Source organism: Methylophaga marina (assembly GCF_030296755.1).
GTDB lineage: Bacteria > Pseudomonadota > Gammaproteobacteria > Nitrosococcales > Methylophagaceae > Methylophaga > Methylophaga marina.
In genome coordinates this window covers 2,073,776-2,100,141 of record NZ_AP027741.1, presented here as the reverse complement: position 1 = coordinate 2,100,141, position 26,366 = coordinate 2,073,776, and the positions used below count along the sequence as shown (strand labels likewise).

The following is a 26,366-nucleotide window of genomic DNA, read 5'->3' as shown; positions in this document are numbered from 1 at the left end:
CTATGCCGTGAGGTAATCTTACATAGCCTACCTAATCTGATGTGACGGCACTGTCATCATCATGACGTTTATTCAGCGACTTCCATCTCACTGACTTTTTGTAAACCACGAGGGAGTTTATGTCCTCTTTTGCCTCGACTGCCTTGGTAATGCTCCAGATCCGTGGCTTTCAAGGTTAAGTGGCGTCTGCCAGCGTGTAAGGTCAGGCCCTGTTCATTAGGTACAATAACGACCGCTTGCATCCATTCTTGACCCGAAGTGAATTTTGCCTGTGGAATATTAATGAGTCGGACGCCTTTGCCCTTGTTCATTTCTGGAATGTCATCTGCAGGAAAAACCAATAAACGTCCATCTCCGGAAGCCACGGCAACGCGTGTATCCTTGCTGTTTATAAATAACGGTGGCAGCAGTGAGGCGCCTTTTGGAATATTAAATATGGCCTTGCCCGCTTTATTTTTAGCGATCAAATTATCGAGTTGAGTAATAAAACCATAACCTGCCGTATTGGTTAGCAGCACCGATTGTTCCGACTCAACCGTAAGAACGGCGACAAACCTGGCCTCAGGAGGTGATTGTAACCGCCCACTCAATGGTTCACCCTGCCCCCTCGCAGAGGGTAAGGTATGAGCACCGAGAGAATAACTACGACCACTGTCATCCAGAAACACAATCTGTTGATTACTTCTGGCTTTTACTGACGCAAAATAGCGATCACCGGTACGGAAGTTTAATGAAGCCGGATCCACATCATGACCTTTGGCTGCACGCACCCAACCACTTTCAGACAGCACAATGGTTAAAGGTTCAGTGGGTAATAATTCGGTGGCATTCAGTGCTTTTGCAGCTTGTCGCTCTATAATCCGTGATCGTCGGTCGTCACCATACTTTTCAGCATCTGCCGTCAATTCTTTACGAATAAGTGTTTTCAGTCGAGTATCTGAGCCTAATAATAATTCGAGTTGTTTCCGTTCTTTACTCAACTCATCCATTTCGCCACGGATTTTCATCTCTTCCAGCTTGGCTAAATGGCGTAAACGTAGTTCTAATATAGCTTCAGCTTGTCTGTCCGAGATTCCGAAGCGCTCCATCATCACGGCTTTCGGCTCATCCTCAGTGCGGATAATGGCTATTACCTCATCGATATTGAGGTAGGCCACGAGTAAGCCTTCCAGCACGTGCATGCGATCCAGCACTTTATCCAGGCGATACTGTAGACGACGACGAACCGTTTCAACCCGATAACTGAGCCACTCCTGCAGCATATCCAGCAGATTTTTCACCTGAGGACGGCCATCCATTCCAATCATGTTCATATTGACACGATAGCTGCGTTCTAAATCTGTAGTCGCAAACAGATGTGACATTAAACTCTCAATATCCACTCTGTTTGAGCGGGGCATAATCACCAGTCGCACGGGATTTTCATGATCTGACTCATCACGTAAATCAGCGACCATCGGTAATTTTTTGGCCTGCATCTGTGCGGCAATTTGTTCTAGTACTTTGGCGCCTGAAACCTGGTAGGGCAATTCATGAATAATGATTTCCCCCTCTTCTTTTTTATAACAGGCACGCTGTTTTATTGAACCATGGCCTGTGGCATATATTTTATGAATCTCATCGCGGCCGGAAACGATCTCGGCACCTGTTGGGAAGTCTGGGCCCTGAATATCTTCAAGCAGATCGTCTAATGTGCTTTTTGGTGATTTTAATAAGCGTAAGCAGGCATTCACTACTTCGCGAAGATTATGAGGGGGCACATCGGTCGCCATACCGACCGCTATCCCAGTCGTACCATTCAATAATAGATTCGGTAATCGAGCTGGCAGTAATGCTGGCTCATCCATGGTGCCATCAAAATTAGGTATCCAGTCCGCAGTCCCCTGTCCTAACTCACTTAACAGAACCTGTGAATACGCTGCCAGACGCGCTTCTGTATAACGCATTGCAGCAAAAGACTTAGGATCATCAATCGAGCCCCAGTTACCTTGCCCATCGACTAGAGGATAACGATAAGAAAATGGCTGTGCCATTAATACCATGGCTTCGTAACAGGCAGAGTCACCATGAGGATGGTATTTACCTAATACATCACCCACTGTTCTAGCTGACTTTTTATGCTTGGATAAGGCACTCAATCCAAGCTCAGACATCGCATAAATAATCCGACGCTGAACAGGTTTTAAACCATCACCAATATGCGGCAATGCACGATCCAGAATGACATACATCGAATAATCCAGATACGCTTTTTCAGTGAAATCGCGTAGCGGCATATTCTCCAAATCATCGACGAAAGTAGTCATGGGTTATATCTCTTCATCATTTATAAAGCAGCCAAATCGGCTAAGTCACCATGTTGCTCAAGCCAAGACTTACGATCACCAGCCCGTTTTTTGGCTAGCAGTTTGTCCAAGGTCATCATCGTATCGTCTTCGGCATTAATGGTAAGTCGAATTAGACGGCGGGTATCAGGCGCCATAGTCGTCTCACGTAACTGCATGGGATTCATTTCCCCTAACCCTTTAAAGCGCTGCGTACTGACTTTACCTTTGATTTTTTCTTTTTCAATTCGATCCAGAATAATCTGGCGTTCTTCATCATCCAAGGCATAGAACACCTGCTTGCCCACATCGATGCGATATAACGGTGGCATCGCCACGCAGATATGGCCAGCTTCCACCAGAGGACGGAAATGTCTGACAAAGAGGGCACATAACAAGGTAGCGATATGAGCACCATCAGAATCCGCATCGGCTAATATGCAAATCTTGCCATAGCGCAGACCGGACAAATCATCAGACCCCGGATCCACACCAATAGCGACCGCAATATCATGGACTTCCTGAGATGCCAGGACTTGTCCAGGCTCAACTTCCCAGGTATTCAGAATTTTGCCGCGTAGAGGCATAATCGCCTGAAACTCACGGTTTCGCCCTTGCTTGGCACTGCCGCCAGCCGAGTCCCCTTCAACTAAAAATAATTCTGTACGGGATGGGTCCTGTGAAGCACAATCCGCTAACTTACCCGGTAGAGCTGGGCCGGACTGTACCCGTTTTCGGACCACTTTTTTTGCTTGTTTTAATCTGGACTGAGCGTTATTGATCGCCAAATCAGCTATTTTTTCGCCATCTTCCACGTGATGGTTCAGCCACAAACTAAAGGCATCTTTGACTACACCAGACACAAAGCCAGCACACTGACGAGAAGATAAACGTTCTTTGGTCTGTCCTGAAAACTGTGGGTCCTCCAACTTGACGGACAACACATAACAACAGCGTTCCCAAACATCTTCCGGTGCTAACTTCACACCTCTCGGCAATAAGTTACGAAACTCACAGAATTCCCTAAGTGCTTCCAAAACACCGCTGCGTAGGCCGTTAACATGGGTACCACCTTGTGCAGTGGGAATGAGATTGACATAACTTTCGGCCAGCTCGTCACCGGCTTCAAGCTGCCACATCATTGCCCAGTCGACTTCCTGGGACTCCTCACTCATATGGCCTACAAAAGGCGCGGCAGGGACACAGGGAGCATCGGTCATGGCAGAGGAAAGATAAGAATTTAATCCATCTTCATAACACCAGCGATCTTCAACTTTTTCCTTTCCGGATAGATCAGTAAATGTGACCACTAACCCCGGACATAACACTGCTTTCGCCCGAAGTACGTGTCGTAATCTAGGTACTGAAAATTTAGGTGAATCAAAAAACGGCTCTTCTGGCCAGAATCGCACTGTAGTACCAGTATTCCGTTTACCAACAGTACCAATTTCGTTTAAAGCTTCGACTAAAGCACCGCTTTCAAAAGCAATCTGATACTCGGTCGCATTTCGACGAATTTTGACTTCCAGGCGAGACGATAATGCATTAACAACAGAAACACCCACACCATGTAAACCACCTGAAAATCGGTAGTTCTTATTGGAAAACTTACCACCAGCATGAAGTCGGGTCAGAATCACCTCAACACCAGGCACGCCTTCTTCGGGATGAATATCCACGGGCATACCTCGACCATCATCACTCACTTCCAATGAATTGTCTTTGTGTAGTGTTACCTGAATCTGTTTAGCATGACCGGCCACAGCCTCATCAACACTGTTATCAATGACCTCTTGGGCAAGATGGTTAGGACGAGCAGTATCTGTATACATGCCTGGTCGTTTTCGGACAGGCTCAAGCCCCGTCAAAACTTCAATGGCAGATGCATTGTATGTATTCGTCATTGTTGAGATATCTACCTAAAATTATTCCCACCGAAGGTTAGCAGGATAAAAGCCTAACAGACAACACAGATACAACATATCTGTGAAAAAAACACGATTTAAATAAAGTGAGTGTGTGATTCCCTCGTGTTAAAGGTGACAAGTTTGTAAAGTTTTGTAAATAAAAACCTGATAAGACTGCTTAACAAAATATCTGGCGTATGATTTCCACCTTAAAATTAACTAAGCTGGCAACCTGATTTAACTTAAATTGACTAAGATCATGTTTTCTTAATTAATGTTGTGGTGGAATAGTGGCGAAGAAATTATTCACTGATAGAAAATTGATAATTGAGCTTAGCATTATGTTGGTCTGCAAGCTCGTGTTACTTTTTTTATTTGGCATTTGTTTTTTAGTAACGCCCCCGACGACATTGACCATGACGCCGTCGCTGACGTGATTATTAATCACTCTTCAGATGGAGAAGCACCTTGATTTCTGAACACCTAGTCGATCTATCCCGTTTGCAGTTTGCCATCACGGCAATGTATCACTTCATTTTTGTTCCACTTACTCTGGGGCTTTCTTGGATTCTGGTGATCATGGAATCCGTCTATGTTATGACCGGTAAAGAAATCTACCGAGACATGACAAAATTCTGGGGCAAACTCTTCGGAATCAACTTCGCTCTTGGTGTGACGACTGGGCTGACTATGGAATTTCAGTTTGGCACCAACTGGGCCTATTATTCGCACTATGTTGGCGATATATTCGGTGCCCCACTAGCCATTGAGGGCTTGATGGCTTTCATGCTTGAGTCCACCTTTGTAGGTATGTTTTTCCTCGGCTGGGACAGACTCAGCAAACGACAACATTTAACCACCACTTTCCTGGTCGCTCTCGGGTCTAATCTTTCTGCATTATGGATTCTGGTGGCGAATGCCTGGATGCAAAATCCGGTCGGTGCACAGTTCAATTATGAAACTATGCGTATGGAACTGACCAGCTTCTCCGAAGTATTTTTCAACCCTGTGGCTCAGGTGAAGTTTATCCATACTGTGGCTGCCGGTTATGTCACTGGTGCCATGTTTGTTCTGAGTATCAGTGCTTACTACTTATTGAGAAAGCGTGATATCGGCTTTGCTCGTCGTAGTTTTGCTGTCGCAGCAGGTTTTGGTGTGGCGGCCATATGTTCAGTCATTCTGCTAGGTGATGAAAGTGGTTATGAAGTAGGTGATGTACAGAAAACAAAATTAGCCGCCATTGAAGCTGAATGGGAAACTGCAGAGCCACCTGCCGCATTTACACTGTTTGGCTTGCCGAATGACGAAACAATGGAAACCGACTATGCGGTTAAGATCCCTTATCTTCTGGGACTCATTGCGACACGCTCAGTCACTGAACCTGTTACGGGTGTTAAAGATCTGGTAGCTGAACATGAAGACCGTGTTCGTAATGGTATGCAAGCCTACGCCTTATTAAAACAATTACGCGAAGGTCCTGTCACAGAAGAAACTAAAGCCGCGTTTGATGAAGTCAAAGATGACTTGGGCTACGGACTACTGTTGAAGAAATATACTAACAACGTCACCGACGCGACAGACGAACAAATTAAAGCGGCAGCACGTGATACTGTGCCACCTGTTGCACCTATGTTCTGGGCGTTCAGAGTCATGGTCGCTTGTGGTTTTGCCATGCTGATTGTGTTCTTTTTGTCTTTCTATCACTGTGCAAAAAGACAAGAGTACAAGAAAAAATGGTTGCTTCGTCTGGCGATGTTCAGCCTACCTTTACCATGGATAGCCGCCGAGACAGGTTGGTTTGTAGCTGAATTTGGTCGACAACCCTGGACCATCAGTGGCATTTTACCAACGCATATTTCGACATCGACCTTGTCCGCCGGTGATGTATACAACAGCCTGATAGCGTTAGTTGTCTTTTACACGTTGCTGTTAATTGTTGAGCTTTACCTGATGATCCGGTTCATCAGGCAAGGACCTAGCAGTTTACACACGGGTCGTTACCACCACGAAACATCAGCAGCGAGGAGCTAATCATGGTACTGGATTACGAAACATTAAAATTAATCTGGTGGCTGCTGATGGGAATTCTCCTTATTGGCTTTGCCTTGACTGATGGCTTTGATATGGGCGTAGGAATTTTACTACCGTTTATCGGCCATACTGATGAAGAGCGCCGTATTATGATTAATACGGTCGGTCCTCACTGGGAAGGAAACCAAGTGTGGTTAGTCACGGCAGGTGGTGCCTTATTCGCTGCATGGCCCCTGGTTTATGCCATGGCGTTTTCAGGTTTTTATTTAGCGATGATGCTAACGTTGTTTGCCCTCTTTCTTCGACCTGTAGGGTTTGACTATCGAAGTAAACTGGATAACTCACGCTGGCGTTCCAGCTGGGATTGGGGGTTATTTATCGGCAGCTTTGTCCCGCCACTTATCTTTGGTGTGGCATTCGGTAATTTATTACTGGGTGTACCCTTTTATTTTGACGAAATGATGCGTCCAAACTACACCGGTGGCTTCCTGCAGTTATTAAATCCCTTTGCCTTGTTAGCGGGCGTAGTCAGCTTGCTGATGATTGTTATGCATGGATCTGTCTGGTTGCAAATTCGAACATTGGATAGTCTTGAATGGCGAGCCACACAAGTTGCCAAGGCCAGTTCAGTCGCCTTATTAATTGCCTTTGCTTTAGCCGGCTTATGGGTGTCTTTCGGTATTGATGGCTATGTCGTCAGCTCTATGCCTGCGGCAAGTTCAAGCTTCACACCCGATATGAAGCAAGTCACTACTCAAGCGGGAGGCTGGTTACTGAATTATCAACAGTATCCATGGATGATGCTGGCGCCCATATTGGCTTTTCTGGGCATGATTGGCGTGTATTTATTTTCTCACTTTTCACGTGCTGGCTGGGCTTTCATCAGCAGTTCCATCACACTGACGGGCATTATCCTGACCGCTGGATTTTCTATGTTCCCATTCATCATGCCATCAAGTGATGCAGTGAATCATAGCCTGACTATGTGGGATGCCACCTCGAGTTTGTTAACATTAAAAATTATGTTTTGGGTGGCGGTAGTCATGGTGCCAATTATTATTTGCTACAGCTTCTGGACCTACCGTCGTATGTGGCGAAGACTCGATGTGAATTTCATTCGTGGTAACCAACATTCAACCTATTAGGAACCTGTTATGTGGTATTTTGCCTGGATACTTGGAATTTTATTAGCTGTGGCATTAGGTATTATCAATGTCATGTGGTTAGAAAACTGCCCAATGGATACGCTGGATGACTGAATCTTGGTTAGATAAAACTATTATTCGTTTGCTTAGCCTGTTAATGGCATTAGGCTTGTCTGCAGCGATATTAGTTTTTCCCAACCGTTTGTTAATGGAAAATGGTAAATCTGATCATGATTTATTAATGCTGTTGCTTGTCGGCATCTGCATTGGGTTTATTCATGGTGTGGGCTTTGCTCCAAAAAGGACTCTATGGCACTTTTTACTCAGTCCTTATCTATGCTGGCCCATAATGCTCTATGGCTACTTTCACATGGCGATCAATTAATGCGTCTGGGTCTTCTTTTCCCTCTCATTATTGCACTGGGTTTCGGCATACCCGCCTATGCAGATAGCGATGAACAAGCGGCTTTCGAGCGTGATGCTCAGGCGGCTATCAAAGATCTATCAACGCATCTGAAAGAAGCATTAATGTCAGCGCTAAAAGACGGCGGTCCTGTAGAAGCTATTTCTGTCTGTAAATTGGTCGCACCGACCATCGCTGATGAAATGTCGAAGAAATACAGGCTCGATATTCATCGAACAAGCTTGCGAGTGCGCAACCTTGAGAATGAAGCTGACAGCTGGGAAACAGGTGTTCTACAGAACTTTGAAACGCGCCTAAAAACGGGAGAAGCTATTCAATCTCTGACCTTCATAGAAAAAGTCGACTCTGATTTAGGGTATGACTGGCGTTATATGAAAGCGATCCCAACGGATAAAGTCTGTCTGTCATGTCATGGCAGCAAGATAGCGTTACCTGTTAGCAAGATAATAGACAAGAACTATCCTAATGACATGGCTACCGGCTATAAGATGGGTGATATTCGGGGCGCATTTTCAGTCAAACGTCGTTACTCAAAAATCAACGCAAACTAAGGTATTCGGTACGCCCTTGTTGCTTGATAAGTAGCTTATTCTCTTTAGCTAACCAGCCCACAGCTCGCTGAAACAGCTTTGCCTCAAGCTTGGTCTCTTTGCATATACGTGAAGCTGAGGTCTCACCCTTCGCGTTTAAGAACGTCCATACAACACCTGCCGCTTCACCAATTTCATCATTCATCATCGCTGTAAACTCCGTTTCCTGACTGAATTAATTTGCTTGCTAGTGATTAGGTTCTGACTGCTAGCCAAGATGATGCTTCAGCTTGCACTAATACCATCAATGGCACTAGCGATTCTCTTCATTGCCTGCTGGACAATCTCGAGACGTGTTCCAATATTAAGACGCATAAAACCTCCCCCATTATCACCAAAGACATAACCTGGATTCATACCTACGCCGGCCTGCTCGATAAAGAAACGTTTGAGTGTCTCATTATCCATTCCCAAAGCACGGCAATCGAGCCACAATAAATACGTGCCTTCCGACTCAATCAGCTTGAGCTGAGGGCAATGAGTTTGAAGAAAATCTTCTACCCATTTCTTATTTTTGTAAATATAAATATTCAGCTGGTCTAACCAGTCTTCACCATGACGATAAGCCGCTTCAAACGCGGTGATGCTGAAAGGGTTAGAAGGGCTAATATGCCACTGTTCAAACACCGCTTTAATCGCTCTGCGCTGTTGCTTATCACTGACAATCAGTGACGATAAGCCCATACCGGCAATATTGAATGTTTTACTGGGTGCTAATGTAGTGATGACATTATTGGCCTGAGTCAGCGTTGCCAATGCAATATGCTGTTGTTCAGGAAAAATCAGATCAGCATGAATTTCATCAGAGATAATAGTCATCTGATAACGCTCAGCCAGCTCAAGTAACTGTGCTAATTCTTCTTGTGTCCAAACCCGACCAACTGGATTGTGAGGGGAACAAAAAAGTAATGTTTTAGCACCTTGCTGTGCACACTGTTCAAGATGCTCAAAATCAATATAGTAGCGATTATTGTCGAGATAAAGCGGATTTAACACTAACTCCCTGCCACTTTTCTCAACCGATGAAAAAAACGGAAAGTAAACGGGAGGCTGAACAATGACTTTGTCACCAGGCTCTGTGATCGCTTCAATAACGGCATTGATTGAAGGGACAACGCCAGGACACATTATGATCTCGCTTTGCTTTATCTGCCATTGATAACGCTTGGCACTCCAATCAATCAAAGCGTCATACATGGAGTCAGGATGCAGCGTATACCCATAAATTGGATGCTTAGCACGTTCAACGAGCGCCTTTGTCACGGCTTCTGGAGCAGAAAAGTCCATATCCGCCACCCACATCGGAATCACATCACTCCGGCCGAAATAAGCTGCTCTGGCATCAAATTTCAGACTATGACTAGAACTTCGATCTATCTTCTGATCAAAATCTATCGTCATTATTTACGTTTCCAGACCGTCACTTCAGATAAAGTATGTTGGAATTTTCGGCTCGTTTCACGAATAACAAAGGGGATTGCTTCCGGCCCACGAATAAGCTCGAAATGGGGTTCTAAAATCGCCTTCAAACCATCCAGCGTGGTAAAGCTCTCGCCATCTTTCTTGAAGCCGCCCAACCAATGTGCTTTTTCCGTGTGTTCTTCCAGCCAGGTATAAGGCGAAGCCAGTACCAGCAAGCCATTCTGATTCAACCGTTCATGTACCGTCGCTAAAAATTGTGTCGGTTTGTAGAGTCGGTCAATCAGGTTGGCAGCTAATATCAGGTCATAACCTTTGAATATGGGCTTCAGGTTACAGGCATCACCCTGTAAAAATTCGACCTTAGCAGCTGTGTCTTCTAATCCAAGTTGGTCGAGGCGTCGCTCATTGTAGTGAACTAACTCACCTTCATCAGTGATGGTGTATCGCACCACACCTTGCTCAGCCATTTGCGTGCCGAGATTAATAAGACGTGCTGAAAAATCAATGCCGGTCACTTGTTCGAAATGTTTGGCTAACTCAAAACTCGCTCGACCCACTGAACATCCCAAATCCAGCGCCTTTTTCATTTCTTTGCCCGCCATCATTTCAATAGCAAGCTCAGCCAGTGCTTTAGGGAAATTCGCTACATTGAGGTATTCATCACCATAATGGAACTCTGCATACTGTGACAGCATCGTATCTGTTTCATAGTTAGAACTGTATTCTTCCAGCTCCGCCTCAGACACGACATAACGGAATCCGGCATGCTGGAAAAAATGTTTACGAAAAGCATAGCGAGATGCTTTGCGGCTTTCGTTACCGGAGGAAATCCATGATCCGCCTTTAATCAGGTTGTGTCGACCGTCAAAAGTCGGTGTCGTAAAGTCATCGTAGATAGGATGTACTTTAAACTCATCGAATGGATAAATGGGTGTTTCAGTCCATTGCCACACATTACCAATGACATCATACCAATCACCGTGTTTAAAGAAATTCACAGGACAAGATGAAGCCGCATAGTCCAGATGAATATTTGCCGGTGCGAGATCGCTGGTTAATTCTTGCAGTCCAGCCTCATCATAGAGTCGATACCATTCATCTTCGGTTGGAAGACGCACGGATTGGCCTGTTTGCTTTGCCTTCCAATTACAAAACGCTTTTGCTTCGTGATAATTAACATCAACTGGCCAGTCCCATGGCATATCAATGACCTCAGTCATCAAACGACACTGCCAGCCTTGCTTGGTTTCAAGCCAAAAAGTGGGATGCTGTGCCTGGGTAAACTGACGCCATTGCAGACCGTCCTCAGACCAGTATTCATCGGTGTTATAGCCACCATCTTCAACGAACTCTAGGAACTCCTGATTACTGACTAAAAACTTAGCAGCCTGAAAGGTCTCAATTTCTGCTTCGTGTGTGCCATATTCATTATCCCAGCCATAGATAGAATCCGAATATGGTTTACCCAAACTCACTTTTCCAGCAGGCACTTCGACCAGGCTATTCTCAGGTGCTTGGTTTGTTTCTTTGAATGGTTGCCAGGCAGGATGCGGTTTTACCCATTCCAGTCGTTGCTGACGAATAAGAACTGAAGAGGTTTCAAGATGGATCTGCTCATGCTCAATCCCCATCATGATAGACCACCATGGATTTTCCCAATCAATAGGTAGTTTGAGTGGCGCCTGACGAATCACCTTGTTGACCATCGCCTGTACTTTCTTGCGGTAAGCTTTAACCTCTTCAACCGCTGGCCAGTCATAATGATCATCGTTGAGATCATCCCAACTCATTTCATCCACACCCACCGCAAACATCGATTCAAATTTAGGATCAATACGTTTATCAATCAGCCCTGCTAACAGCATTTTATTAACGAAAAAAGTCGCCGTGTGACCAAAATAAAAAATCAATGGGTGACGAAGAGGAATCGACTTCTGAAAGTAGGCTTGATCATCGCTTAAGGTAGCAAACAAAGATTCGTAACGTTCGAAAGTGAAATTAAAGTAATCAGCAATTTCTTGACGTTTCTCTGCTGGGTTACCTTCGTCTAGTACTGGCGTTCTTAAATAAGAACTTTCCATCGAAGCATATTTTTTCAATGCGCTTTCAGCAGTCATATTGCTACCTCATCTCTGTATTTTTATTGTGTCGTTATGACTAATGAACTGTGAATTTGTTGCGAAAATAAGTCACACACTTCAGATTTGTTTAGCTAACCATGCTGTTTTTGCTGACAACTCCAGTGAACATGTCCATTTATAGGCCAAATTTATCGTTTCGGCACAGGCATAGACACCATGGCCACTGACTACTGTCACCTTATACTTTTTTAAAGTCTGCGCAACAGCAGCGGGTGCCTTTTCGACATATTCAGCATAATTGATATGAATAATCGGGACCACTGGAAAGTAGTATTGCCCTTCAAAATCGATGGGTGTAAAACCATCACCAGTTAAGGTCATGGCGACGGCATGAGGTCCATGGCTATGAAATACTGCCCGGGTTTTGTCGTTTTGTTGATAAACAGCAATATGCAGAGGCGCATCCAGAGAAGCGCCTTCCCCGCAGTGGCCATCAAGATGACAACGAACCAAATCATCAGGGCTGAGTGTATCGGCACAACAACCTGTTGGCGTCACCCAGACATCATTATGCCAGCGAAAAGAAGCATTACCACTGTGGGAGTCATTGCATCCGTATTGACGCAACCATTTGTAATGTTGAACCAGTGCCTGTTTTTGCTCATGCAGATCAGGCAGCCGGCTCATCTTTCTTCTCTAACAGACTGTTAATATGTTGCAACCACTGCCCAGCTTGTTTTTTCTGTGCATCAAAAGCCGCCGCTTTTATAAACTGATCCTTTGCCTGCTCTAAATTGTCCAGGTGGTAATAAGCCGTTCCTAACATCAGGTGGGTTTGTCCCAGTTTATTGCCTTTTAATTTATTTATGGCACTGGATAACGTATCTACTACCTTACCCCACTGCTCAGTCCTGATATAGATTTGGCTCAGTTTTAAGTGGCTTTCACCCGTGTTATCCATGGTAATCATGACATTTAATGTCTCTGCTGCACGCTGATTTTCCCGAGCGGCTAACCAACTGTCAGCTAACTTATTCAGATTGTCATAGTTACGTGGGATGACTTTTTGTTGCATACCTTGTTCAAGTAATTGGCCAGCTTTGAATGGCACGGCCAGATAACGGTACATATCTGACAAGTTGACCAGGGTTTTAGGTTCTGTCAGGTCAAGACGTTTAGCCAGCATTTTTACAGCAAGAGAGGTGAACTCTTTATTCTGTTGCATGTATAAAGCAGACAATTGCTCCCAATACACTTTTTTATCCGGATATCGGGTAATCAATACCTCAAGCACATTAATGGCAGACTTATAGTGTTTCAGTGACAAGTACGAGGATAACAATAAGCGGTACCAGTCCTCTTTGGGAGTTTTATCGTTTTTGATGGCGATGTTGATTCTATCCGCTGCTTTTGAAAAGTTTTCTATTTGATAATAGGCACTGGCCAAAAGCACATAGACTGTGTTGTCAGGTTTTTTTCTGCAGACAGCCATTCTTCCATCAGCGGAATACCTTTTTTATACTGGCCATCCGCAATTAGTAGCTGTGCCAGATTATAACGTAGCGTGTGCGTTACATCCTTTGGCAAGGCATCCAAGTCCAACGCGCGCTGAAATGTATCCGTCGCTTTTTTATACTGTTCAAGGGAGGAGTATAAAAAACCCAATGTTTGCAGAACAACGGCTTGCTCATAGCTGCCTTTTTCCACCTTATCGAGCAAGTTATTCAGCTGCTGTTGAGCTTGAGGATAGCTTTCTTTCTCCATCAGCTCTTGAGCCTGATTCAGGGCTTTATATGTGTCTTCACTAAGTAGAAACTGCTCATCTTTCGTTTCGGCAGCAGAGACAGTCCCTATCCCTAGGACAAACAGCACAATCAATATGGTTAGTAATGGCTTACTCATCGTGACAATTTAAACTCTATTTCCTGAGTGGCCTGACGTTCAACAGCTTGTCCATCCACATACTTGGGTTTGAACTTCCATTTAAGGATTGCTCTCAAAGCCGCATCATTAAACACACTAGCAGGTTCAGCTTTAATGACTTTTGGATCACGTACTCGGCCATCTTTAGTGATGATAAATGTCACCGTGACCACACCTTCAATACCCCGTCTGGAAGCCACGCGAGGATATTTAGGAGGAATACGCACCAGTGGCACCACCTCATTATCTAACATTGGCGCATTATTCGGTGCTGGTGCTGGCGCTGCTTTGGGAGCAGCCGCAAAATCGCCCAGATAAGGCCCGCCTGTAATATTCATGGGCACATCAATGGCAGGAATATCCATTTGTGGCGTAGGTGCATCAGGTTTATCTGCCTGAGTGGCGGCCGGTTCAGGTGGTGGTGGCGGCTCTTCCGGTGGCGGTGGTTTTTTGGGGACTTCTCGCTTTTTGGTTTCGGGTTGAGCTTCTTCTTTTTCAAACGCACAAAGTCCAGAATCTGGACTTCTTCAATCTCATGTCTATCAATGCTTTTACTATTGGTCATGTGTTCCATTAAATAGAACAGACCAAAGTTCACCACTAATGCCAGAAGGATACCTACTACTAATCTCATCAAGACCGCCGTTAGTCGCGTTCAGCAGCAATAGATACATTGGCCACACCCGCCAACCGGGCCTGGTCCATCACCTCAATTAACAGACCGGTTTTGGCTTCTTCATCCGCTAAGATGATCACAGAACCTTCTGGATTTTCAGCATGCATTCGCTCAACATTAGCCCTGACAGCACGACGATCAATTTGGCGTTTATCCATCCAGATTTCGTCATTGGCACGAATCGAAATCAGAATATTTGCCCGCTCTTTTTTCACAGCTGTTTTGGCCGAAGGTCGGTTAACGTCTACTCCGGTCTCTTTGACAAAAGAGCTGGTGACAATAAAGAAGATTAATAAGATAAACACCATATCTATCAATGGTGTCATGTTTATTTCAGCGATACCGCCGCTTTGGCGTCGGGAATGTCGGTTTCTCATGTCTATCCTTTACTCTCTACGCAGGGCGTCAGCCACTTTATCGACTTCGCGTTCTGTACGTTGAGTTAACTGCGTGCTGAAATACAAACCAGATAATGCCGTCAAAAGACCGCCCATCGTCGTAATCAGGGCGACAGAAATCCCACCAGCCATGCCTCTGGCATTACCTGTACCGAAAACAGTCATGACATCAAATGTTTGAATCATTCCACCCACTGTGCCCAGTAAGCCCAGCATGGGCAAGGCGACGGTGAGTGTGCGAATTGTCATCAAATAGCGTTGCAGGGAAATACGACTTTCAGTAATCATGCCTTGACGTATTTGAACAGCAAACCAACTATTTCTGTCCTGACGCTCTTGCCACTCCTGAATTCGCTTTTTCATTTGTTTGGGATGTGTGAACACCACAAACAAATAACGCTCAATAATTAAGGTCCACATTAATACAGACGAAAACAGGATCAACCATAAAACGGTTCCCCCGCTTTCCATCAGTAATTCAATCTGAAAAAGTCCGTCAGACAGATTGGTCATGTTGTTTTTCCGCATTACGAGCAACGATAGCCGCACTTTCTTCATCAAGAATTTGCACTAATCGATTCGACTTGCCTGATAAACCACTGTGAATCAACAATAAAGGAATCGCTACAGCCAGCCCCAGCTCTGTAGTGACCAATGCCTGAGATATACCACCAGACATTAATTTAGGATCACCAGTACCAAATAATGTGATTGATTGGAATGTTTCTATCATGCCTGAAACCGTCCCCAACAAACCAAGCATAGGGGCAATCGCGGCTAGAATAGCTAGTGTAATCAAACCGCGCTCCAACTTAGGCATTTCTCTGAGAATAGCCTCATCCAGTTTTAAAGATAAGGTTTCCACATCATGTGCTAAGCGATCATTGTAAACAGACAAAATTCGTCCCAGCGGATTCTTTTCGCTGACTTCTTTTTGTTTTTGCTGTTTGGCAATGCCATGACCATCTTTGGTCAGCGATAAAAACTGGATGAGTGCGATAATGAGGCCAATAGCACCCAGCACTAAAATGATGTAGCCAATCCAGCCACCTTGTTGAATACGTTCTTTCAGCGTGGGTGTCTGCACTAACAAGGCCATGATCGCACCACGGGTGGGATCAACAACGGTTGGCATTAACTCACCTGCTTGTGCCTCTTCAAACTCAGATACGACGTTTCTGAAGCGATCCACAGGTTGCCTTGCCAGCTCAACTAAATTGCCGGTCTCAGACAGGTATCTTAGGAAAGTCCCATCAGAAAAAGCCGTAAAGACACCAATGCGAGTGACGTCTTTATCTTCAACATCACCGGTGGTTGTAATAACGGGGGTGGTAAATTTTTTGACTTTGCCCGAAGCCGTCATTTCTTCTTGCAGTGTTAACCACAACTGGCGTAGCTCTTCTATCGTCGGTTGTTGTTTGCTTTCACTCAAGTTATTGAGAAAGTCTACCCTTTCAGGATGTTGAACGTTGGTCATTGAACTTTCCAGGACACCACGACTGTCATTAGCAACCTGTCTGACTGTCCCAAATAATTCACCCAGTGAACCTGATTTTTCATCAAGTAAGTTCTGTTGTTCAGCTAAACGTTGTTCTTGTTCATTAAAAGTGGTGTTGAGCTGTTCGGTACGATTTTCTTGTGCGGCTAACTCTCTTTTGGCTTCCGCCAAAAGATTAGCTTGTTCACTATGTGCTTGGGCAAATTCTGCTTCACGCCGTTGATTTTGCTGCTGCTCAAGCACACGTTCCCGTTTTACCTGTTCTAATAACTGATCCAGGTTAGCGGGTTTATCAGCCGCAAAGGCGGGTAGACAAATGCTGAGTAGTAAAAGAGAAATTAGCTGTTTCATTGTTTCTCTCCTACTGTTTTGACTGGTAATACCATCAGGTCTGGTGGCGACTGCTTTCTCGCCACTTTCAAGCCATCATTAATGGCCTTGATATAATCGTCAGATAAAGTAATCCATTGTTTATCCTCTTTGTCCCACATACCTGCTTCTTTTCCATCCAGTGAGAGGTAATATAGGTTGACGCGACCAATTCTTAAAAAATCGACTGTCTTTTTCGTTTCACCTTCAAGCAGATCGGCTTGGTAGGCTTCAATAGTGCGGCCATATTCCGTTTCAACCTGGTAGGCTTCCATGATGCGGCGATATTTTTCTGCCAAAGATACATCTGCGCGTCCCATCATGGCATTAAGAGCCGCTAAACGTGTTTGCCGTTCCTGCTGTAGAAAAGGGATATCAAGCTCGACGAATTGAGTCAGCACATCTACCATTTTCAGCATTAGCGGGACAATATCATGCTGAGTTGTTTCAATATTATCGAGCTGTTCAGAAATTGAAGCCATTTCTTGTTGTTGAGAATCAACCAGAGCTTTGAGCTGATCATTGTAGGATTTGAGGCTTTGAGTTTGTCGTAATACATCACGATACTCTGCCAACATATCCGTGGTTTCATCAGACAAATTATCAATCTTTTCTTGAGACTTTTGTGCCGCGATATCGGTATTGACCTGAGTATCGATCGCCTCATCTAAGGCGCCAGCATTGGCCAGAAAAGGCAATGCTATAAGAATACTCAACTGCCAACCACGTTTGATGGTTTGCTTGAGGTGCATAAATTCCAAATCCCTTATTTGCCGCATAACGGCAGTAAACGAAAGAGGCATATTAACAAGAGAATGGAAAGTGGGGAAAGCTCTCTGTAAAATTACAGGCAAAAAAAAGCCAGATACAAATTGTATCTGGCGAAACCTTCATAGAAGGAGAGAGAAATATAAGACTATAGAAGCTGAAATTTCTATAAACTTGAGATACATAATACAAATCGCCCGACGTTTGCAAATGAGCGACTTATCCTAATAACTCGGGAAATTATTCCTATTCCTCTTTCCTTCAATATCAATTATTTACGATGCAATGCCATGACTTATCGCAAAACGCATCAGCTCTGCGGTTTTACTGATATCTAGCTTACTTTTAATTTGCGTCAGGTTATTGGCAACCGTTTTATAACTAATTCCTAACACTTCAGAAATCTCAGTCATACTCTTGCCTTCACCTAGCAATCGTAATATTTCCAGCTCACGACGCGACAAATCACTTAGAGCACTCGTGCCAGCATCTATATTCAACATGGCTAACTGTTGAGCCATATCCGGACTTAAATAAATTTTACCATCAAGCACTTTACTCACCGCTTCCACTAAGTGATCCGCGGCATTATTCTTGGTGATATATCCTCTGGCACCAGACTGCATCGCACGCGAGGCAAAGACAGGGTCTTCGTGCATACTGAACATCAACACTTTCGCATCTTCACGGTTAGCCCTGATACGTCTTAATACTTCCAGACCACCGACACCAGGTAGTGTAATATCCAGCAACACCATATCAGGCTGAGACTCCTGAAAAAGGCGGTACCCTTCTTCGCCTGTTTCAGCTTCGAGGACTGTAGCCGAGGGAATTTGTTGAATCAGTTGACGACAACCTGCTCTGACTATCGGATGATCGTCCACCACCAAAATTGTTAATGCCTGTTTCATTTTTTGTTTCACCCTTTAATGGAATCAACACTCGGACCTGTAAACCACGTCCTTCTTCCGTATCAAACGCTATACGACCACCGAGTGCTGACACCCTTTCTCGCATACCAATTAAACCAAACCCTTTCACCAAGTTAGCATCCAGACCTTTTCCGTCATCCGTCACAGCGACTTTAATTGTCTCAGCTTCCCGGCGTACTTCAACTTTTACATGACTGGCATGGGCATGACGTACGCAGTTGGTCGTACATTCCTGCACCAGACGGTAAATCGTGACCTGTAAGGTATCAGGTAAGGATTCAAATTCACCGACAAAATCCCATTCCCAGTCAATCTCTGGCTGGCGCTCACGCCAGTTATGCAACATATCTCTTAATGCTTCCGTTAGCCCCAAATCATCCAATGTCATAGGACGCAATCGACTTAACATTTTTCTCACAAGAGATTGAATATGATTAGTGATGGTCTTGACTGACCCCACTTTCTCTTCAATCTCGATCAAATGATTTTCGCCAGCAATTCGTTCAATTTCACCTAAATCAACGCGAATCCCGAATAAACACGGCGCTAACTCATCATGTAGTTCTCTTGCCAGATCGCGCTGTTGGGACTCCTGCAAGCTGAGCATATTACCCGCAAGCGCATGGTTTTCGACCATCGTCTTTTCTAGCACGCTGGCCATATGGTTAAAACGAATCTGGATAGGATTAAGCTCTTTTACGGCGGAAGTATCAACACGAGCTGTAAAGTCACCCTGTTCAAGATGGCCTAAGGCATCAGACAATTGCGACAATGGCCGTAAGCCTTGACGCAGAGCGAGATAAATCAGACTCAAAATCAGTAATAAGAAGAATACACCCAGCCAGAATAACGTTTGAATATCCTGCCAGACCTCCGTGACTTCATCGCTGGGATCGGCTTCAACCACCAAATAACCATAGGATTTACTGCCTTTGGTAATAAGGCGTCTAAAGGCCACGGCCTCAGGCTCCATCATACGAATGAACCAGTCCGGTGCATCAGGTTTATTAAAAAAGCCGGTTTGATCTTCCTGACCAATTAGCGGTTGGCCATGCATATCTTCAAACCAGGCTCGTATATGGCGGGTATGTCTGACACTATCGACAATCAATGTCAGTCGTTCACTCAGATCATTAGAAAAACGTAATGTCGGAAGCGCATTTACCAGCAAACCTTTCGCTAATTGCGTACTGGAGGCCATTTCTTGGGCAAGCGCTAATCTGGCGTTTTGCACCATGAAATAACCGGCGGCAGCAAAGTTAATCAGCAAAATGATGCTGACTATAATCAGTAATCGTAGTTTTAAACTCATGATCATCAGTACAATAGATGAGATAAGTTTAGAATTATCGCACAGTTACAACGGAGACGATTAGGAAACAGCATGCAAAATAACCACGATTTGTTCCAAAAAGCCCAAAAACATATCCCAGGTGGCGTCAACTCGCCGGTTCGCGCATTTAAAGGTGTAGGCGGTGATCCCGTGTTTTTCCGTGAGGGAAAAGGCGCATGGCTAACAGATGCGACAGGCAAAAAGTATGTTGACTACATTGGTTCTTGGGGACCGATGATTGTCGGTCATGCACATCAGGAAGTACTTGATGCTGTCAAAGAGGCGGTAAATCATGGTTTAGGTTTCGGTGCCCCAACAGAAATCGAAACGACGATGGCTGACTTGGTATGTGAGATAGTACCTTCAATGGAATTAGTCCGTATGGTCAGCTCTGGTACTGAAGCGACAATGAGTGCTATTCGCTTAGCTCGTGGCTATACCGGTCGTGACAAAATCGTCAAGTTTGAAGGCTGTTATCACGGTCATGCTGATTCCCTACTAGTGAAAGCCGGTTCTGGTGCGTTAACTTTAGGTGTTCCTTCTTCTGCCGGCGTCCCTGCGTCATTGGCAGAACATACCCTGACTTTGCGTTATAACGATCTGGAGTCTGTCAAAGCCTGCTTTGAAGAGGCCGGTGATCAGATTGCCTGTATTATCATCGAGCCTGTTGCCGGTAATATGAATTGTATTCCACCCGTGCCTGGATTCCTTGAAGGGCTGCGCGCCATTTGCGATGAGTACGGTGCTGTACTGATTTTTGACGAAGTGATGACTGGATTCCGTGTTGCCTTGGGTGGCGCGCAAGCCCATTACAATGTCACTCCAGATTTAACGACATTTGGCAAAATTATCGGTGGTGGTTTACCCGTTGGCGCCTTTGGTGGCAAACGAGAAGTCATGGAGCACATAGCTCCATTGGGACCTGTTTACCAGGCAGGAACCTTATCCGGTAATCCCATCGCCATGGCAGCGGGCCTAACCACATTAAAACTCATTCAGCAATCAGGCTTTCATGCAGCATTAACCAGCACCACTGAAACGCTAGTCTCAGGTTTGCAGGAACTGGCTGATAAAGCCGGCATTCCAATGACAACGAATCAGGTCGGCGGTATGTTTGGTCTGTTCTTTACCGAAGATAGTGAGGTGAATTTTTACGAACAGGTCGTGGCCTGTGATCAAGAGCGTTTCAAACACTTCTTCCATTTGATGCTTGATAACGGCGTGTATCTGGCACCATCAGCATTTGAAGCAGGTTTTGTCTCTGCGGCCCATGGTCAGCAAGAAATTGAACATACCTTATCTGCAGCAAAAACCGCATTCGCCGCTTTGTAATCGGCAATCAGTGATAAAGCCATACATCGCTCACTGGTGTATGGCTTTTTACGTTAAGATGGCTTCACATCATCGGAATCAACCTAAGATATTGAATTAATTATGAATACGCTTTACTGGCATGACTATGAAACTTCTGGCACAGATCCCCGTTATGACAGACCTTTGCAGTTTGCCGGTATTCGCACCGATGAAGATCTCAATATCATTGGCGAACCGTTGATGATTTATTGCAAACCCGCCAACGATTTTTTACCTCATCCACAAGCATCTCTAATCACCGGCATTACACCACAAAAAGCGGAAAAAGAAGGCTTGACTGAGGCCGAGTTTATGGCGCGTATACATGCTGAACTGGCAGAGCCAGGCACCTGCGGTGTGGGTTATAACAGTTTACGGTTTGATGATGAGTTCACCCGCTTTAGTTTGTTTCGTAATTTTTATGATGCTTATGCCCGTGAATGGCAGAACGGTAATTCTCGCTGGGATATTATCGACATGGTCAGGCTGACTCGGGCACTCAGACCGGAAGGCATCAACTGGCCTGATCGCGAAGACGGCAAACCCAGTTTTCGATTAGAGCATTTAACCGCAGCCAATAATATTGAACAAATTGGTGCTCATGATGCCCTAGTAGACGTTTATGCCACCATAGAAATTGCTAAGCTCATTAAAAATGCACAACCCAAATTATTTGATTATGTTTATCAGAATCGTCGCAAAAATGCGGTTGCCCCCCTACTGAACATCCGTGAGCGCACGCCTGTCATTCATGTATCTAGAATGTATCCCAGTGAGTATTGCGGCGCGGCAATGGTGGTACCTTTAGCAAAAGATCCGACCAATCCTAATGGCGTTATTGTCTACGACTGTCGCTACGATCCTACCGATTTAATAGAGCTTGATGCTGAGACCTTACAACAACGTTTATTCACCCCTTCGGCTGAGTTGGCTATCGGCGTGGAGCGTCCTGCACTGAAAACAATACATATCAATAAATGCCCGGTGGTGGTACCGGTAGCCACGTTAAATGATGCTGCAGCCCAGCGCTTGCATATTGATCGTGCTCAACATCAAAAACACATGGATATGCTTAATGCAGCTGGTGATTTAACAGAAAAACTCTCGCAAATATTCAGCCCTAAACCATTTGATCCCGTATCCGATCCTGATGCCAGTCTCTATAGCGGTGGTTTTTTCAGTGATAATGACAAACGCAAAATGGAGATAATTCGTTCAGCTGAACCTGATATGTTAAAGACCTTATCTATTCCGTTTGAAGATCCACGCCTGGCGGAAATGTTATTTCGCTATCGTGCACGAAACTGGCCTGAGTCATTGAGCTCGGATGAGCAAGAACAATGGCTGCAGTACCGTCAACAACGTTTGGCAGATGATACAGCCAGCCCTATTCTGAATTTTTCAGCGTTTTATGCCGCTCTGGCCGAGGCCAGACAACAAGATTTATCTGAAAAACAGCAAACGGTTCTCACCGACTTAGCTCATTACAGTGCGCAATTAGCCGCTGAGTTGGGTTATCAGACAACATAATATGACTCAGCAATACGACATCCTGCTTACCACGCTTAATGCCCGCTATATGCACTCTGCATTTGGGTTGAGGTATTTACTTGCCAACTTGGAAGAACTTGAATCAAAAACCAAAGTGATCGAGTTCACTATTCAGGAACAAACACTCAATATTGCTGAGCACCTGTTGCAGCATCAGCCTAAAATTATTGGCTTTAGTGTATATATATGGAATATTCGTGAAATCAGTGACATTGTTACCGTCATTAAACAAATATCACCCGACACCGTTATCGTGCTTGGTGGGCCGGAAGTCGGCCATTACCCGGATGTACCAGATATCTGTGAGTTAGCTGATTTTGTGATCAGTGGTCCGGGTGAAAAAAGCTTTCGTGAGCTGTGCCGCCAAATTTTAGATAAAGCACGGCCTGAAACAAAATATATTGATGGTATCGCTACTGAGTTAGCTGAATTACAACTGCCCTACCACCTCTACAATGAAGAGGACATTCGTAACCGACTGATTTATGTCGAAGCATCACGCGGCTGTCCGTTTAAGTGTGAGTTTTGTTTGTCGGCCTTAGATAAAACAGCAACCGCCTTCCCGCTGGAATCATTCCTGGCTGAAATGGATGCCTTATGGCAACGCGGCGTGCGTAACTTTAAATTCATCGATCGGACCTTTAACCTCAAGGTCTCCACCAGCATTCGCATTCTGGAGTTTTTTCTGGAGCGTATGACAGATGATTTATACCTTCACTTTGAAGTCGTGCCTGATAATCTACCTGATAAATTAAAAGAGGTATTAACGCGCTTTCCCCCACAAAGCCTACAATTTGAGATTGGTATTCAGACATTTGATAGTGATATCCAAACACTGATCAGCCGCAAACAAAACAATGATAAGACTCGCGAAAATATCCGCTGGCTACGCGAACATACTGGTGCTCATTTACATACCGATCTGATTTTTGGCTTGCCCAGTGACACATTAGATAATTTCGCTGACAGCTTTAATCAACTAGTCTCACTCAATCCCCATGAAATTCAACTAGGCATTCTCAAACGCTTAAGGGGCGCACCACTCAACCGTCACAATGATAACTATGCCTTAAACTATAACCCGCAAGCACCCTATAATATTTTATCTACTAACACCGTCGACTTTATGACGATGCAACGGGTCAATCGCTTTGCTCGCTTTTGGGATATGATTGGCAACTCAGGTCGCTTTATTAATACGTTGCCATTGATACTTGCTGATGATGCCTTTGCTCGCTTTATGCTGGTGTCAGACAGACTTTTCGAGATTAGTGGCAGTACGTGGAAAATTGCACTCAAACGTCTGTTTGAATTGTTATTTGTTGTACTCACTGAAGATTTAGCGATCGATGAGTATACGGTTAAGAACCAATTAAAGCTCGATTATGCTCGCGCGGGCGTCAAGGGTGTTCCGGATTATGAGAACTTGCCTAGCATTAATAAGCCGGCCAAAGCAGGTATTGCCAATAAACGCCAGCGTTATCATGCATGAAAGGCTTACTGACCGCTTTTCGAGTCAATAATATAGATTCCAACTATGGCTAAACAATCTACATCATCCAAAAACGTTATTCCGAGTCCATGCTTGCGGAAATGCTGCCTGGATGAGCGAGATGTCTGTTTAGGGTGCTTTCGTAAAATCGATGAAATTACTGGCTGGTCTGCCATGAATAATAATGAAAGACTAAAAACATTAGACCTTTGCCAGCAGCGAAGAAAACTACGTCTGGCACAAAAACGAAAAGCTAGATAATCAACTTAGACAGTGTTTTAAACTCGGGATGCTTTGCATCACCAAGGCATTCAAATAGCAGTGACTCAACATTGGTGATGATGGCCCCAGCCTCCCGCAGACGACTTAAGGCATTTTGATGTTTTTCCTTATGACGTGAGCACACTGCCTCTTCAATCACAAACACTTCATAGCCTTGCTTTAATAAGTCTAAAGCTGTTTGCAAAATACAAATATGGGTTTCCATACCCGTTAAGAATACCTGCTGGCATTGCGAGCTCTTTAGGGTCTCAACGAACGCGTCAACCTGCCAGGCTGAGAATGCTGTTTTCTCATGTATCGGCGTGTTGCCAGGTAATAGAGCCTGTATATCAGAGTTTGTATGGCCTAAGCCCTTCGGATACTGCTCGGTGACGACCACGGGCAGTGTTAATGCATCAGCCGCTTTGAGCAAGGTCATCACTGACTTCTGAACGTGTTCTTGTTGCTTTTGTGGCATCGCTGACAATAGCCGATCTTGAATATCGACTACTATCAGCATACCCTTCCCTGCATTAGCTTTGGTGAGTTTCTGACTCACTTATGACGTCCCTTTTCCTAGCCAGTTATTTATATCGACTAAATCATTCACGCTTAAAATACCTGCCGCTTGTTTTAGGCGTAGCGTATCTAAAATGTAGTCATAGCGAGAACGGGCATAATCACGTTTTGCACTGAACAGATTACGACGCGCATTCAGTACGTCTACCGTTGTCCGTGTGCCAACATCGTATCCTGCTTCGGTTGACTCCAGGGCTTTTTCATTCGAAACCACCGCTTGTTTAAGCGCTTTAACACGGCTGATGCCCGACATCACACCATTGTATGACTCGCGAGTTTGACGTGTCACCGCTCGACGCTGCTGTTCTTCAACTTGCATTGTCTCATCTAGACGATGGCCTGCTTCACGCGTTCTGGAAGAAACTGCACCACCAGAATAGATGGGTAGATTAAACTCAAGACCTATCGTTTCATTGCTAGCATTACTGCGACCGTTAATACCATCACTATCAGAGTTATAATTCTTCTGAGCCACAATACCTAATGAAGGGTAGTGACCACTACGTTGCAGTTCAATGGTTTGTTTTGCAGCTTCAACATTAATATTGGCGAGTAATAATGATGGGTTCTGTGAAATCGCTGTATCACTCCAGGCATCAATATTGGCTGGCTCGGGTTTGACCAGCGGCGACTCACCGTATAAACCAACCAAGTCATCAATATATCTGCCAGCCGTCTCACGAAGTTGCTCTTGAGCATTAGCCAGATCGTTTTGCGCCTGAATCACTCGGGCATTGGCCAGATCATAAGCCGCTTGTGACTCCGTGATATCAGTGATCGTTGCCATGCCAACATCAAAACGCTGCTGCATTTGTTCTAATTGTTTGGAGATCGCTTCACGTTCAGCCAGCGCAAAAGTGAGATCGTCCTGAGCACCCAAGACACCAAAATAACGCTCAGCTACACGTAACGTTAGCGCTTGCTCAGCGACTACGTAACTGGCATCAGCCCCTTTCATCGCGATTTCAGCTTGCGTTTTCTGAACAAAATTCTCACGTTTATACACTGACTGATTCAGACTCAATGTATAACCATGACTGGTATAGTCCGTTTTACCTGCAAATAGACGGGATGATGAATCCAGCCAGGTTTTATTTTGATTCGCCGTTAATCCTACTTGTGGCAAAAAGTTAGCAATTGCCTGATCATCTAATTCTCCAACGGCCTGACGAGAGGCGGCCTCAGCCAGCAATTGAGGGTCACTGTTGAGGGAGAGTTTATATACATCTAGTAAATCTTCAGCCCACACTACACCTGAAAATAATGTTGAGGCTATCAATGCGCTTAACGCAAATTTTTTCATTTTCCT

27 protein-coding genes are annotated in these 26,366 nt (G+C 44.7%); 9 read left to right on the top strand and 18 right to left on the bottom strand.

Translation table 11 applies throughout. The annotated features are described in order from the left end of the window. Positions 1 to 68 precede the first annotated feature (68 nt). Both parC and parE read right to left on the bottom strand, forming a co-directional pair. Positions 69 to 2,306, bottom strand: coding sequence for a DNA topoisomerase IV subunit A (parC, locus tag QUE24_RS10765; protein ID WP_286303836.1), 2,238 nt, complete (start codon positions 2,304 to 2,306; stop codon positions 69 to 71). Between the two features lie 20 nt (positions 2,307 to 2,326). Further along, complete coding sequence (parE, locus tag QUE24_RS10760; protein ID WP_286303835.1) at positions 2,327 to 4,228, bottom strand: DNA topoisomerase IV subunit B; 1,902 nt, start codon at positions 4,226 to 4,228, stop codon at positions 2,327 to 2,329. Positions 4,229 to 4,699: 471 nt separating this feature from the next. On the opposite strand from parE, the gene QUE24_RS10755 reads away from it, so the two are divergent. From QUE24_RS10755 to QUE24_RS10735, 5 genes are read left to right on the top strand one after another with little or no spacing between them, the layout of a single operon-like run. Further along, positions 4,700 to 6,262 carry a cytochrome ubiquinol oxidase subunit I gene (locus tag QUE24_RS10755; RefSeq protein WP_286303834.1) on the top strand — a complete coding sequence of 521 codons (1,563 nt, stop codon included), beginning with the start codon at positions 4,700 to 4,702 and terminating at the stop codon, positions 6,260 to 6,262. 2 nt (positions 6,263 to 6,264) lie between these two features. Next, positions 6,265 to 7,407 carry a cytochrome d ubiquinol oxidase subunit II gene (gene cydB, locus QUE24_RS10750; RefSeq protein WP_286303832.1) on the top strand — a complete coding sequence of 381 codons (1,143 nt, stop codon included), beginning with the start codon at positions 6,265 to 6,267 and terminating at the stop codon, positions 7,405 to 7,407. 9 nt (positions 7,408 to 7,416) lie between these two features. Continuing rightward, positions 7,417 to 7,521, top strand: a complete 105-nt coding sequence (gene cydX / locus QUE24_RS10745; RefSeq protein ID WP_286303831.1) for a cytochrome bd-I oxidase subunit CydX — start codon at positions 7,417 to 7,419, stop codon at positions 7,519 to 7,521. Next, positions 7,514 to 7,792, top strand: a complete 279-nt coding sequence (locus tag QUE24_RS10740) for a cyd operon YbgE family protein (protein WP_286303830.1) — start codon at positions 7,514 to 7,516, stop codon at positions 7,790 to 7,792. Before cydX ends, QUE24_RS10740 begins: the two co-directional genes overlap by 8 nt. Beyond that, positions 7,792 to 8,382 carry a Tll0287-like domain-containing protein gene (locus QUE24_RS10735; protein WP_286303829.1) on the top strand — a complete coding sequence of 197 codons (591 nt, stop codon included), beginning with the start codon at positions 7,792 to 7,794 and terminating at the stop codon, positions 8,380 to 8,382. The genes QUE24_RS10740 and QUE24_RS10735 overlap by 1 nt, the downstream gene beginning before the upstream one ends. Here the strand turns inward: QUE24_RS10735 and QUE24_RS10730 are convergent. From QUE24_RS10730 to QUE24_RS10665, 14 genes are all read right to left on the bottom strand, one after another. Next, complete coding sequence (locus tag QUE24_RS10730; RefSeq protein WP_286303828.1) at positions 8,369 to 8,569, bottom strand: winged helix-turn-helix domain-containing protein; 201 nt, start codon at positions 8,567 to 8,569, stop codon at positions 8,369 to 8,371. The two genes, QUE24_RS10735 and QUE24_RS10730, sit on opposite strands and share 14 nt — an antisense overlap. Before the next feature lie 77 nt (positions 8,570 to 8,646). Then, positions 8,647 to 9,822 (bottom strand): pyridoxal phosphate-dependent aminotransferase, encoded by a 1,176-nt coding sequence (locus QUE24_RS10725; protein WP_286303827.1) that lies wholly within the window; start codon positions 9,820 to 9,822, stop codon positions 8,647 to 8,649. Further along, positions 9,822 to 11,960: a 5-histidylcysteine sulfoxide synthase gene (gene ovoA, locus QUE24_RS10720; protein WP_286303826.1), complete on the bottom strand. Its 2,139-nt coding sequence runs from the start codon at positions 11,958 to 11,960 to the stop codon at positions 9,822 to 9,824. The genes QUE24_RS10725 and ovoA overlap by 1 nt, the downstream gene beginning before the upstream one ends. 81 nt (positions 11,961 to 12,041) lie before the next feature. Beyond that, entirely contained in the window at positions 12,042 to 12,611 is a 570-nt protein-coding gene (locus tag QUE24_RS10715) for a class II aldolase/adducin family protein (RefSeq protein WP_286303825.1), read from the bottom strand. Then, on the bottom strand, positions 12,595 to 13,416 hold the full coding sequence (locus QUE24_RS10710) for a tetratricopeptide repeat protein (RefSeq protein WP_286303824.1): 822 nt from the start codon (positions 13,414 to 13,416) through the stop codon (positions 12,595 to 12,597). The genes QUE24_RS10715 and QUE24_RS10710 overlap by 17 nt, the downstream gene beginning before the upstream one ends. Next, the gene (locus tag QUE24_RS10705) at positions 13,347 to 13,826 is read right to left on the bottom strand and encodes a tetratricopeptide repeat protein (protein ID WP_286303823.1); all 480 of its coding nucleotides are present in this window, start codon (positions 13,824 to 13,826) and stop codon (positions 13,347 to 13,349) included. Before QUE24_RS10705 ends, QUE24_RS10710 begins: the two co-directional genes overlap by 70 nt. Continuing rightward, entirely contained in the window at positions 13,823 to 14,212 is a 390-nt protein-coding gene (locus QUE24_RS10700) for an energy transducer TonB (protein WP_286303822.1), read from the bottom strand. The genes QUE24_RS10705 and QUE24_RS10700 overlap by 4 nt, the downstream gene beginning before the upstream one ends. Then, on the bottom strand, positions 14,182 to 14,481 hold the full coding sequence (locus QUE24_RS10695) for a hypothetical protein (protein WP_286303821.1): 300 nt from the start codon (positions 14,479 to 14,481) through the stop codon (positions 14,182 to 14,184). The genes QUE24_RS10700 and QUE24_RS10695 overlap by 31 nt, the downstream gene beginning before the upstream one ends. Positions 14,482 to 14,492: 11 nt before the next feature. Continuing rightward, entirely contained in the window at positions 14,493 to 14,900 is a 408-nt protein-coding gene (locus QUE24_RS10690) for an ExbD/TolR family protein (RefSeq protein ID WP_286303820.1), read from the bottom strand. Between the two features lie 9 nt (positions 14,901 to 14,909). Further along, entirely contained in the window at positions 14,910 to 15,434 is a 525-nt protein-coding gene (locus QUE24_RS10685) for a MotA/TolQ/ExbB proton channel family protein (RefSeq protein ID WP_286303819.1), read from the bottom strand. Then, positions 15,418 to 16,770: a MotA/TolQ/ExbB proton channel family protein gene (locus tag QUE24_RS10680; protein ID WP_286303818.1), complete on the bottom strand. Its 1,353-nt coding sequence runs from the start codon at positions 16,768 to 16,770 to the stop codon at positions 15,418 to 15,420. Before QUE24_RS10680 ends, QUE24_RS10685 begins: the two co-directional genes overlap by 17 nt. Next, on the bottom strand, positions 16,767 to 17,540 hold the full coding sequence (locus QUE24_RS10675) for a DUF3450 domain-containing protein (protein WP_286303817.1): 774 nt from the start codon (positions 17,538 to 17,540) through the stop codon (positions 16,767 to 16,769). The genes QUE24_RS10680 and QUE24_RS10675 overlap by 4 nt, the downstream gene beginning before the upstream one ends. A gap of 291 nt (positions 17,541 to 17,831) precedes the next feature. Continuing rightward, positions 17,832 to 18,467 (bottom strand): response regulator, encoded by a 636-nt coding sequence (locus QUE24_RS10670; protein WP_286303816.1) that lies wholly within the window; start codon positions 18,465 to 18,467, stop codon positions 17,832 to 17,834. Then, positions 18,361 to 19,800 (bottom strand): LapD/MoxY N-terminal periplasmic domain-containing protein, encoded by a 1,440-nt coding sequence (locus tag QUE24_RS10665; protein ID WP_286303815.1) that lies wholly within the window; start codon positions 19,798 to 19,800, stop codon positions 18,361 to 18,363. Before QUE24_RS10665 ends, QUE24_RS10670 begins: the two co-directional genes overlap by 107 nt. 72 nt (positions 19,801 to 19,872) lie before the next feature. Between QUE24_RS10665 and hemL the strand changes: the two genes are divergently transcribed. The 4 genes from hemL to QUE24_RS10645 all read left to right on the top strand — a co-directional run bounded on the left by hemL (position 19,873) and on the right by QUE24_RS10645 (position 24,478). Then, on the top strand, positions 19,873 to 21,153 hold the full coding sequence (hemL, locus tag QUE24_RS10660; RefSeq protein WP_286303814.1) for a glutamate-1-semialdehyde 2,1-aminomutase: 1,281 nt from the start codon (positions 19,873 to 19,875) through the stop codon (positions 21,151 to 21,153). 102 nt (positions 21,154 to 21,255) lie between these two features. Further along, positions 21,256 to 22,704 carry an exodeoxyribonuclease I gene (gene sbcB, locus QUE24_RS10655; protein WP_286303813.1) on the top strand — a complete coding sequence of 483 codons (1,449 nt, stop codon included), beginning with the start codon at positions 21,256 to 21,258 and terminating at the stop codon, positions 22,702 to 22,704. A gap of 1 nt (position 22,705) precedes the next feature. Further along, positions 22,706 to 24,217 (top strand): B12-binding domain-containing radical SAM protein, encoded by a 1,512-nt coding sequence (locus QUE24_RS10650; protein ID WP_286303812.1) that lies wholly within the window; start codon positions 22,706 to 22,708, stop codon positions 24,215 to 24,217. A gap of 45 nt (positions 24,218 to 24,262) precedes the next feature. Next, positions 24,263 to 24,478: a DUF1289 domain-containing protein gene (locus tag QUE24_RS10645; RefSeq protein ID WP_286303811.1), complete on the top strand. Its 216-nt coding sequence runs from the start codon at positions 24,263 to 24,265 to the stop codon at positions 24,476 to 24,478. On the opposite strand, the gene QUE24_RS10640 is transcribed toward QUE24_RS10645, so the two are convergent. After that, positions 24,471 to 25,037, bottom strand: a complete 567-nt coding sequence (locus tag QUE24_RS10640; protein ID WP_286303810.1) for a hydrolase — start codon at positions 25,035 to 25,037, stop codon at positions 24,471 to 24,473. The genes QUE24_RS10645 and QUE24_RS10640 overlap by 8 nt on opposite strands. After that, on the bottom strand, positions 25,038 to 26,360 hold the full coding sequence (locus QUE24_RS10635; RefSeq protein WP_286303809.1) for a TolC family outer membrane protein: 1,323 nt from the start codon (positions 26,358 to 26,360) through the stop codon (positions 25,038 to 25,040). It lies immediately after the preceding gene. Positions 26,361 to 26,366: the final 6 nt, after the last annotated feature.

Bases quoted from the DNA above. Each gene is read 5' to 3' on its own strand.
- cydX (WP_286303831.1), top strand. From the start codon at position 7,417: ATGTGGTATTTTGCCTGGATACTTGGAATTTTATTAGCTGTGGCATTA.
- QUE24_RS10675 (WP_286303817.1), bottom strand. From the start codon at position 17,540: ATGCACCTCAAGCAAACCATCAAACGTGGTTGGCAGTTGAGTATTCTT.
- QUE24_RS10725 (WP_286303827.1), bottom strand. From the start codon at position 9,822: ATGACGATAGATTTTGATCAGAAGATAGATCGAAGTTCTAGTCATAGT.
- ovoA (WP_286303826.1), bottom strand. From the start codon at position 11,960: ATGACTGCTGAAAGCGCATTGAAAAAATATGCTTCGATGGAAAGTTCT.
- QUE24_RS10670 (WP_286303816.1), bottom strand. From the start codon at position 18,467: ATGAAACAGGCATTAACAATTTTGGTGGTGGACGATCATCCGATAGTC.
- QUE24_RS10740 (WP_286303830.1), top strand. From the start codon at position 7,514: ATGACTGAATCTTGGTTAGATAAAACTATTATTCGTTTGCTTAGCCTG.
- QUE24_RS10735 (WP_286303829.1), top strand. From the start codon at position 7,792: ATGCGTCTGGGTCTTCTTTTCCCTCTCATTATTGCACTGGGTTTCGGC.
- cydB (WP_286303832.1), top strand. From the start codon at position 6,265: ATGGTACTGGATTACGAAACATTAAAATTAATCTGGTGGCTGCTGATG.
- parC (WP_286303836.1), bottom strand. From the start codon at position 2,306: ATGACTACTTTCGTCGATGATTTGGAGAATATGCCGCTACGCGATTTC.
- sbcB (WP_286303813.1), top strand. From the start codon at position 21,256: ATGAATACGCTTTACTGGCATGACTATGAAACTTCTGGCACAGATCCC.
- QUE24_RS10690 (WP_286303820.1), bottom strand. From the start codon at position 14,900: ATGAGAAACCGACATTCCCGACGCCAAAGCGGCGGTATCGCTGAAATA.
- QUE24_RS10685 (WP_286303819.1), bottom strand. From the start codon at position 15,434: ATGACCAATCTGTCTGACGGACTTTTTCAGATTGAATTACTGATGGAA.
- QUE24_RS10650 (WP_286303812.1), top strand. From the start codon at position 22,706: ATGACTCAGCAATACGACATCCTGCTTACCACGCTTAATGCCCGCTAT.
- parE (WP_286303835.1), bottom strand. From the start codon at position 4,228: ATGACGAATACATACAATGCATCTGCCATTGAAGTTTTGACGGGGCTT.
- QUE24_RS10705 (WP_286303823.1), bottom strand. From the start codon at position 13,826: ATGAGTAAGCCATTACTAACCATATTGATTGTGCTGTTTGTCCTAGGG.
- QUE24_RS10695 (WP_286303821.1), bottom strand. From the start codon at position 14,481: ATGAGATTAGTAGTAGGTATCCTTCTGGCATTAGTGGTGAACTTTGGT.
- QUE24_RS10710 (WP_286303824.1), bottom strand. From the start codon at position 13,416: ATGGCTGTCTGCAGAAAAAAACCTGACAACACAGTCTATGTGCTTTTG.
- QUE24_RS10635 (WP_286303809.1), bottom strand. From the start codon at position 26,360: ATGAAAAAATTTGCGTTAAGCGCATTGATAGCCTCAACATTATTTTCA.
- QUE24_RS10730 (WP_286303828.1), bottom strand. From the start codon at position 8,569: ATGATGAATGATGAAATTGGTGAAGCGGCAGGTGTTGTATGGACGTTC.
- QUE24_RS10680 (WP_286303818.1), bottom strand. From the start codon at position 16,770: ATGAAACAGCTAATTTCTCTTTTACTACTCAGCATTTGTCTACCCGCC.
- QUE24_RS10645 (WP_286303811.1), top strand. From the start codon at position 24,263: ATGGCTAAACAATCTACATCATCCAAAAACGTTATTCCGAGTCCATGC.
- QUE24_RS10665 (WP_286303815.1), bottom strand. From the start codon at position 19,800: ATGAGTTTAAAACTACGATTACTGATTATAGTCAGCATCATTTTGCTG.
- QUE24_RS10700 (WP_286303822.1), bottom strand. From the start codon at position 14,212: ATGGATATTCCTGCCATTGATGTGCCCATGAATATTACAGGCGGGCCT.
- QUE24_RS10715 (WP_286303825.1), bottom strand. From the start codon at position 12,611: ATGAGCCGGCTGCCTGATCTGCATGAGCAAAAACAGGCACTGGTTCAA.
- hemL (WP_286303814.1), top strand. From the start codon at position 19,873: ATGCAAAATAACCACGATTTGTTCCAAAAAGCCCAAAAACATATCCCA.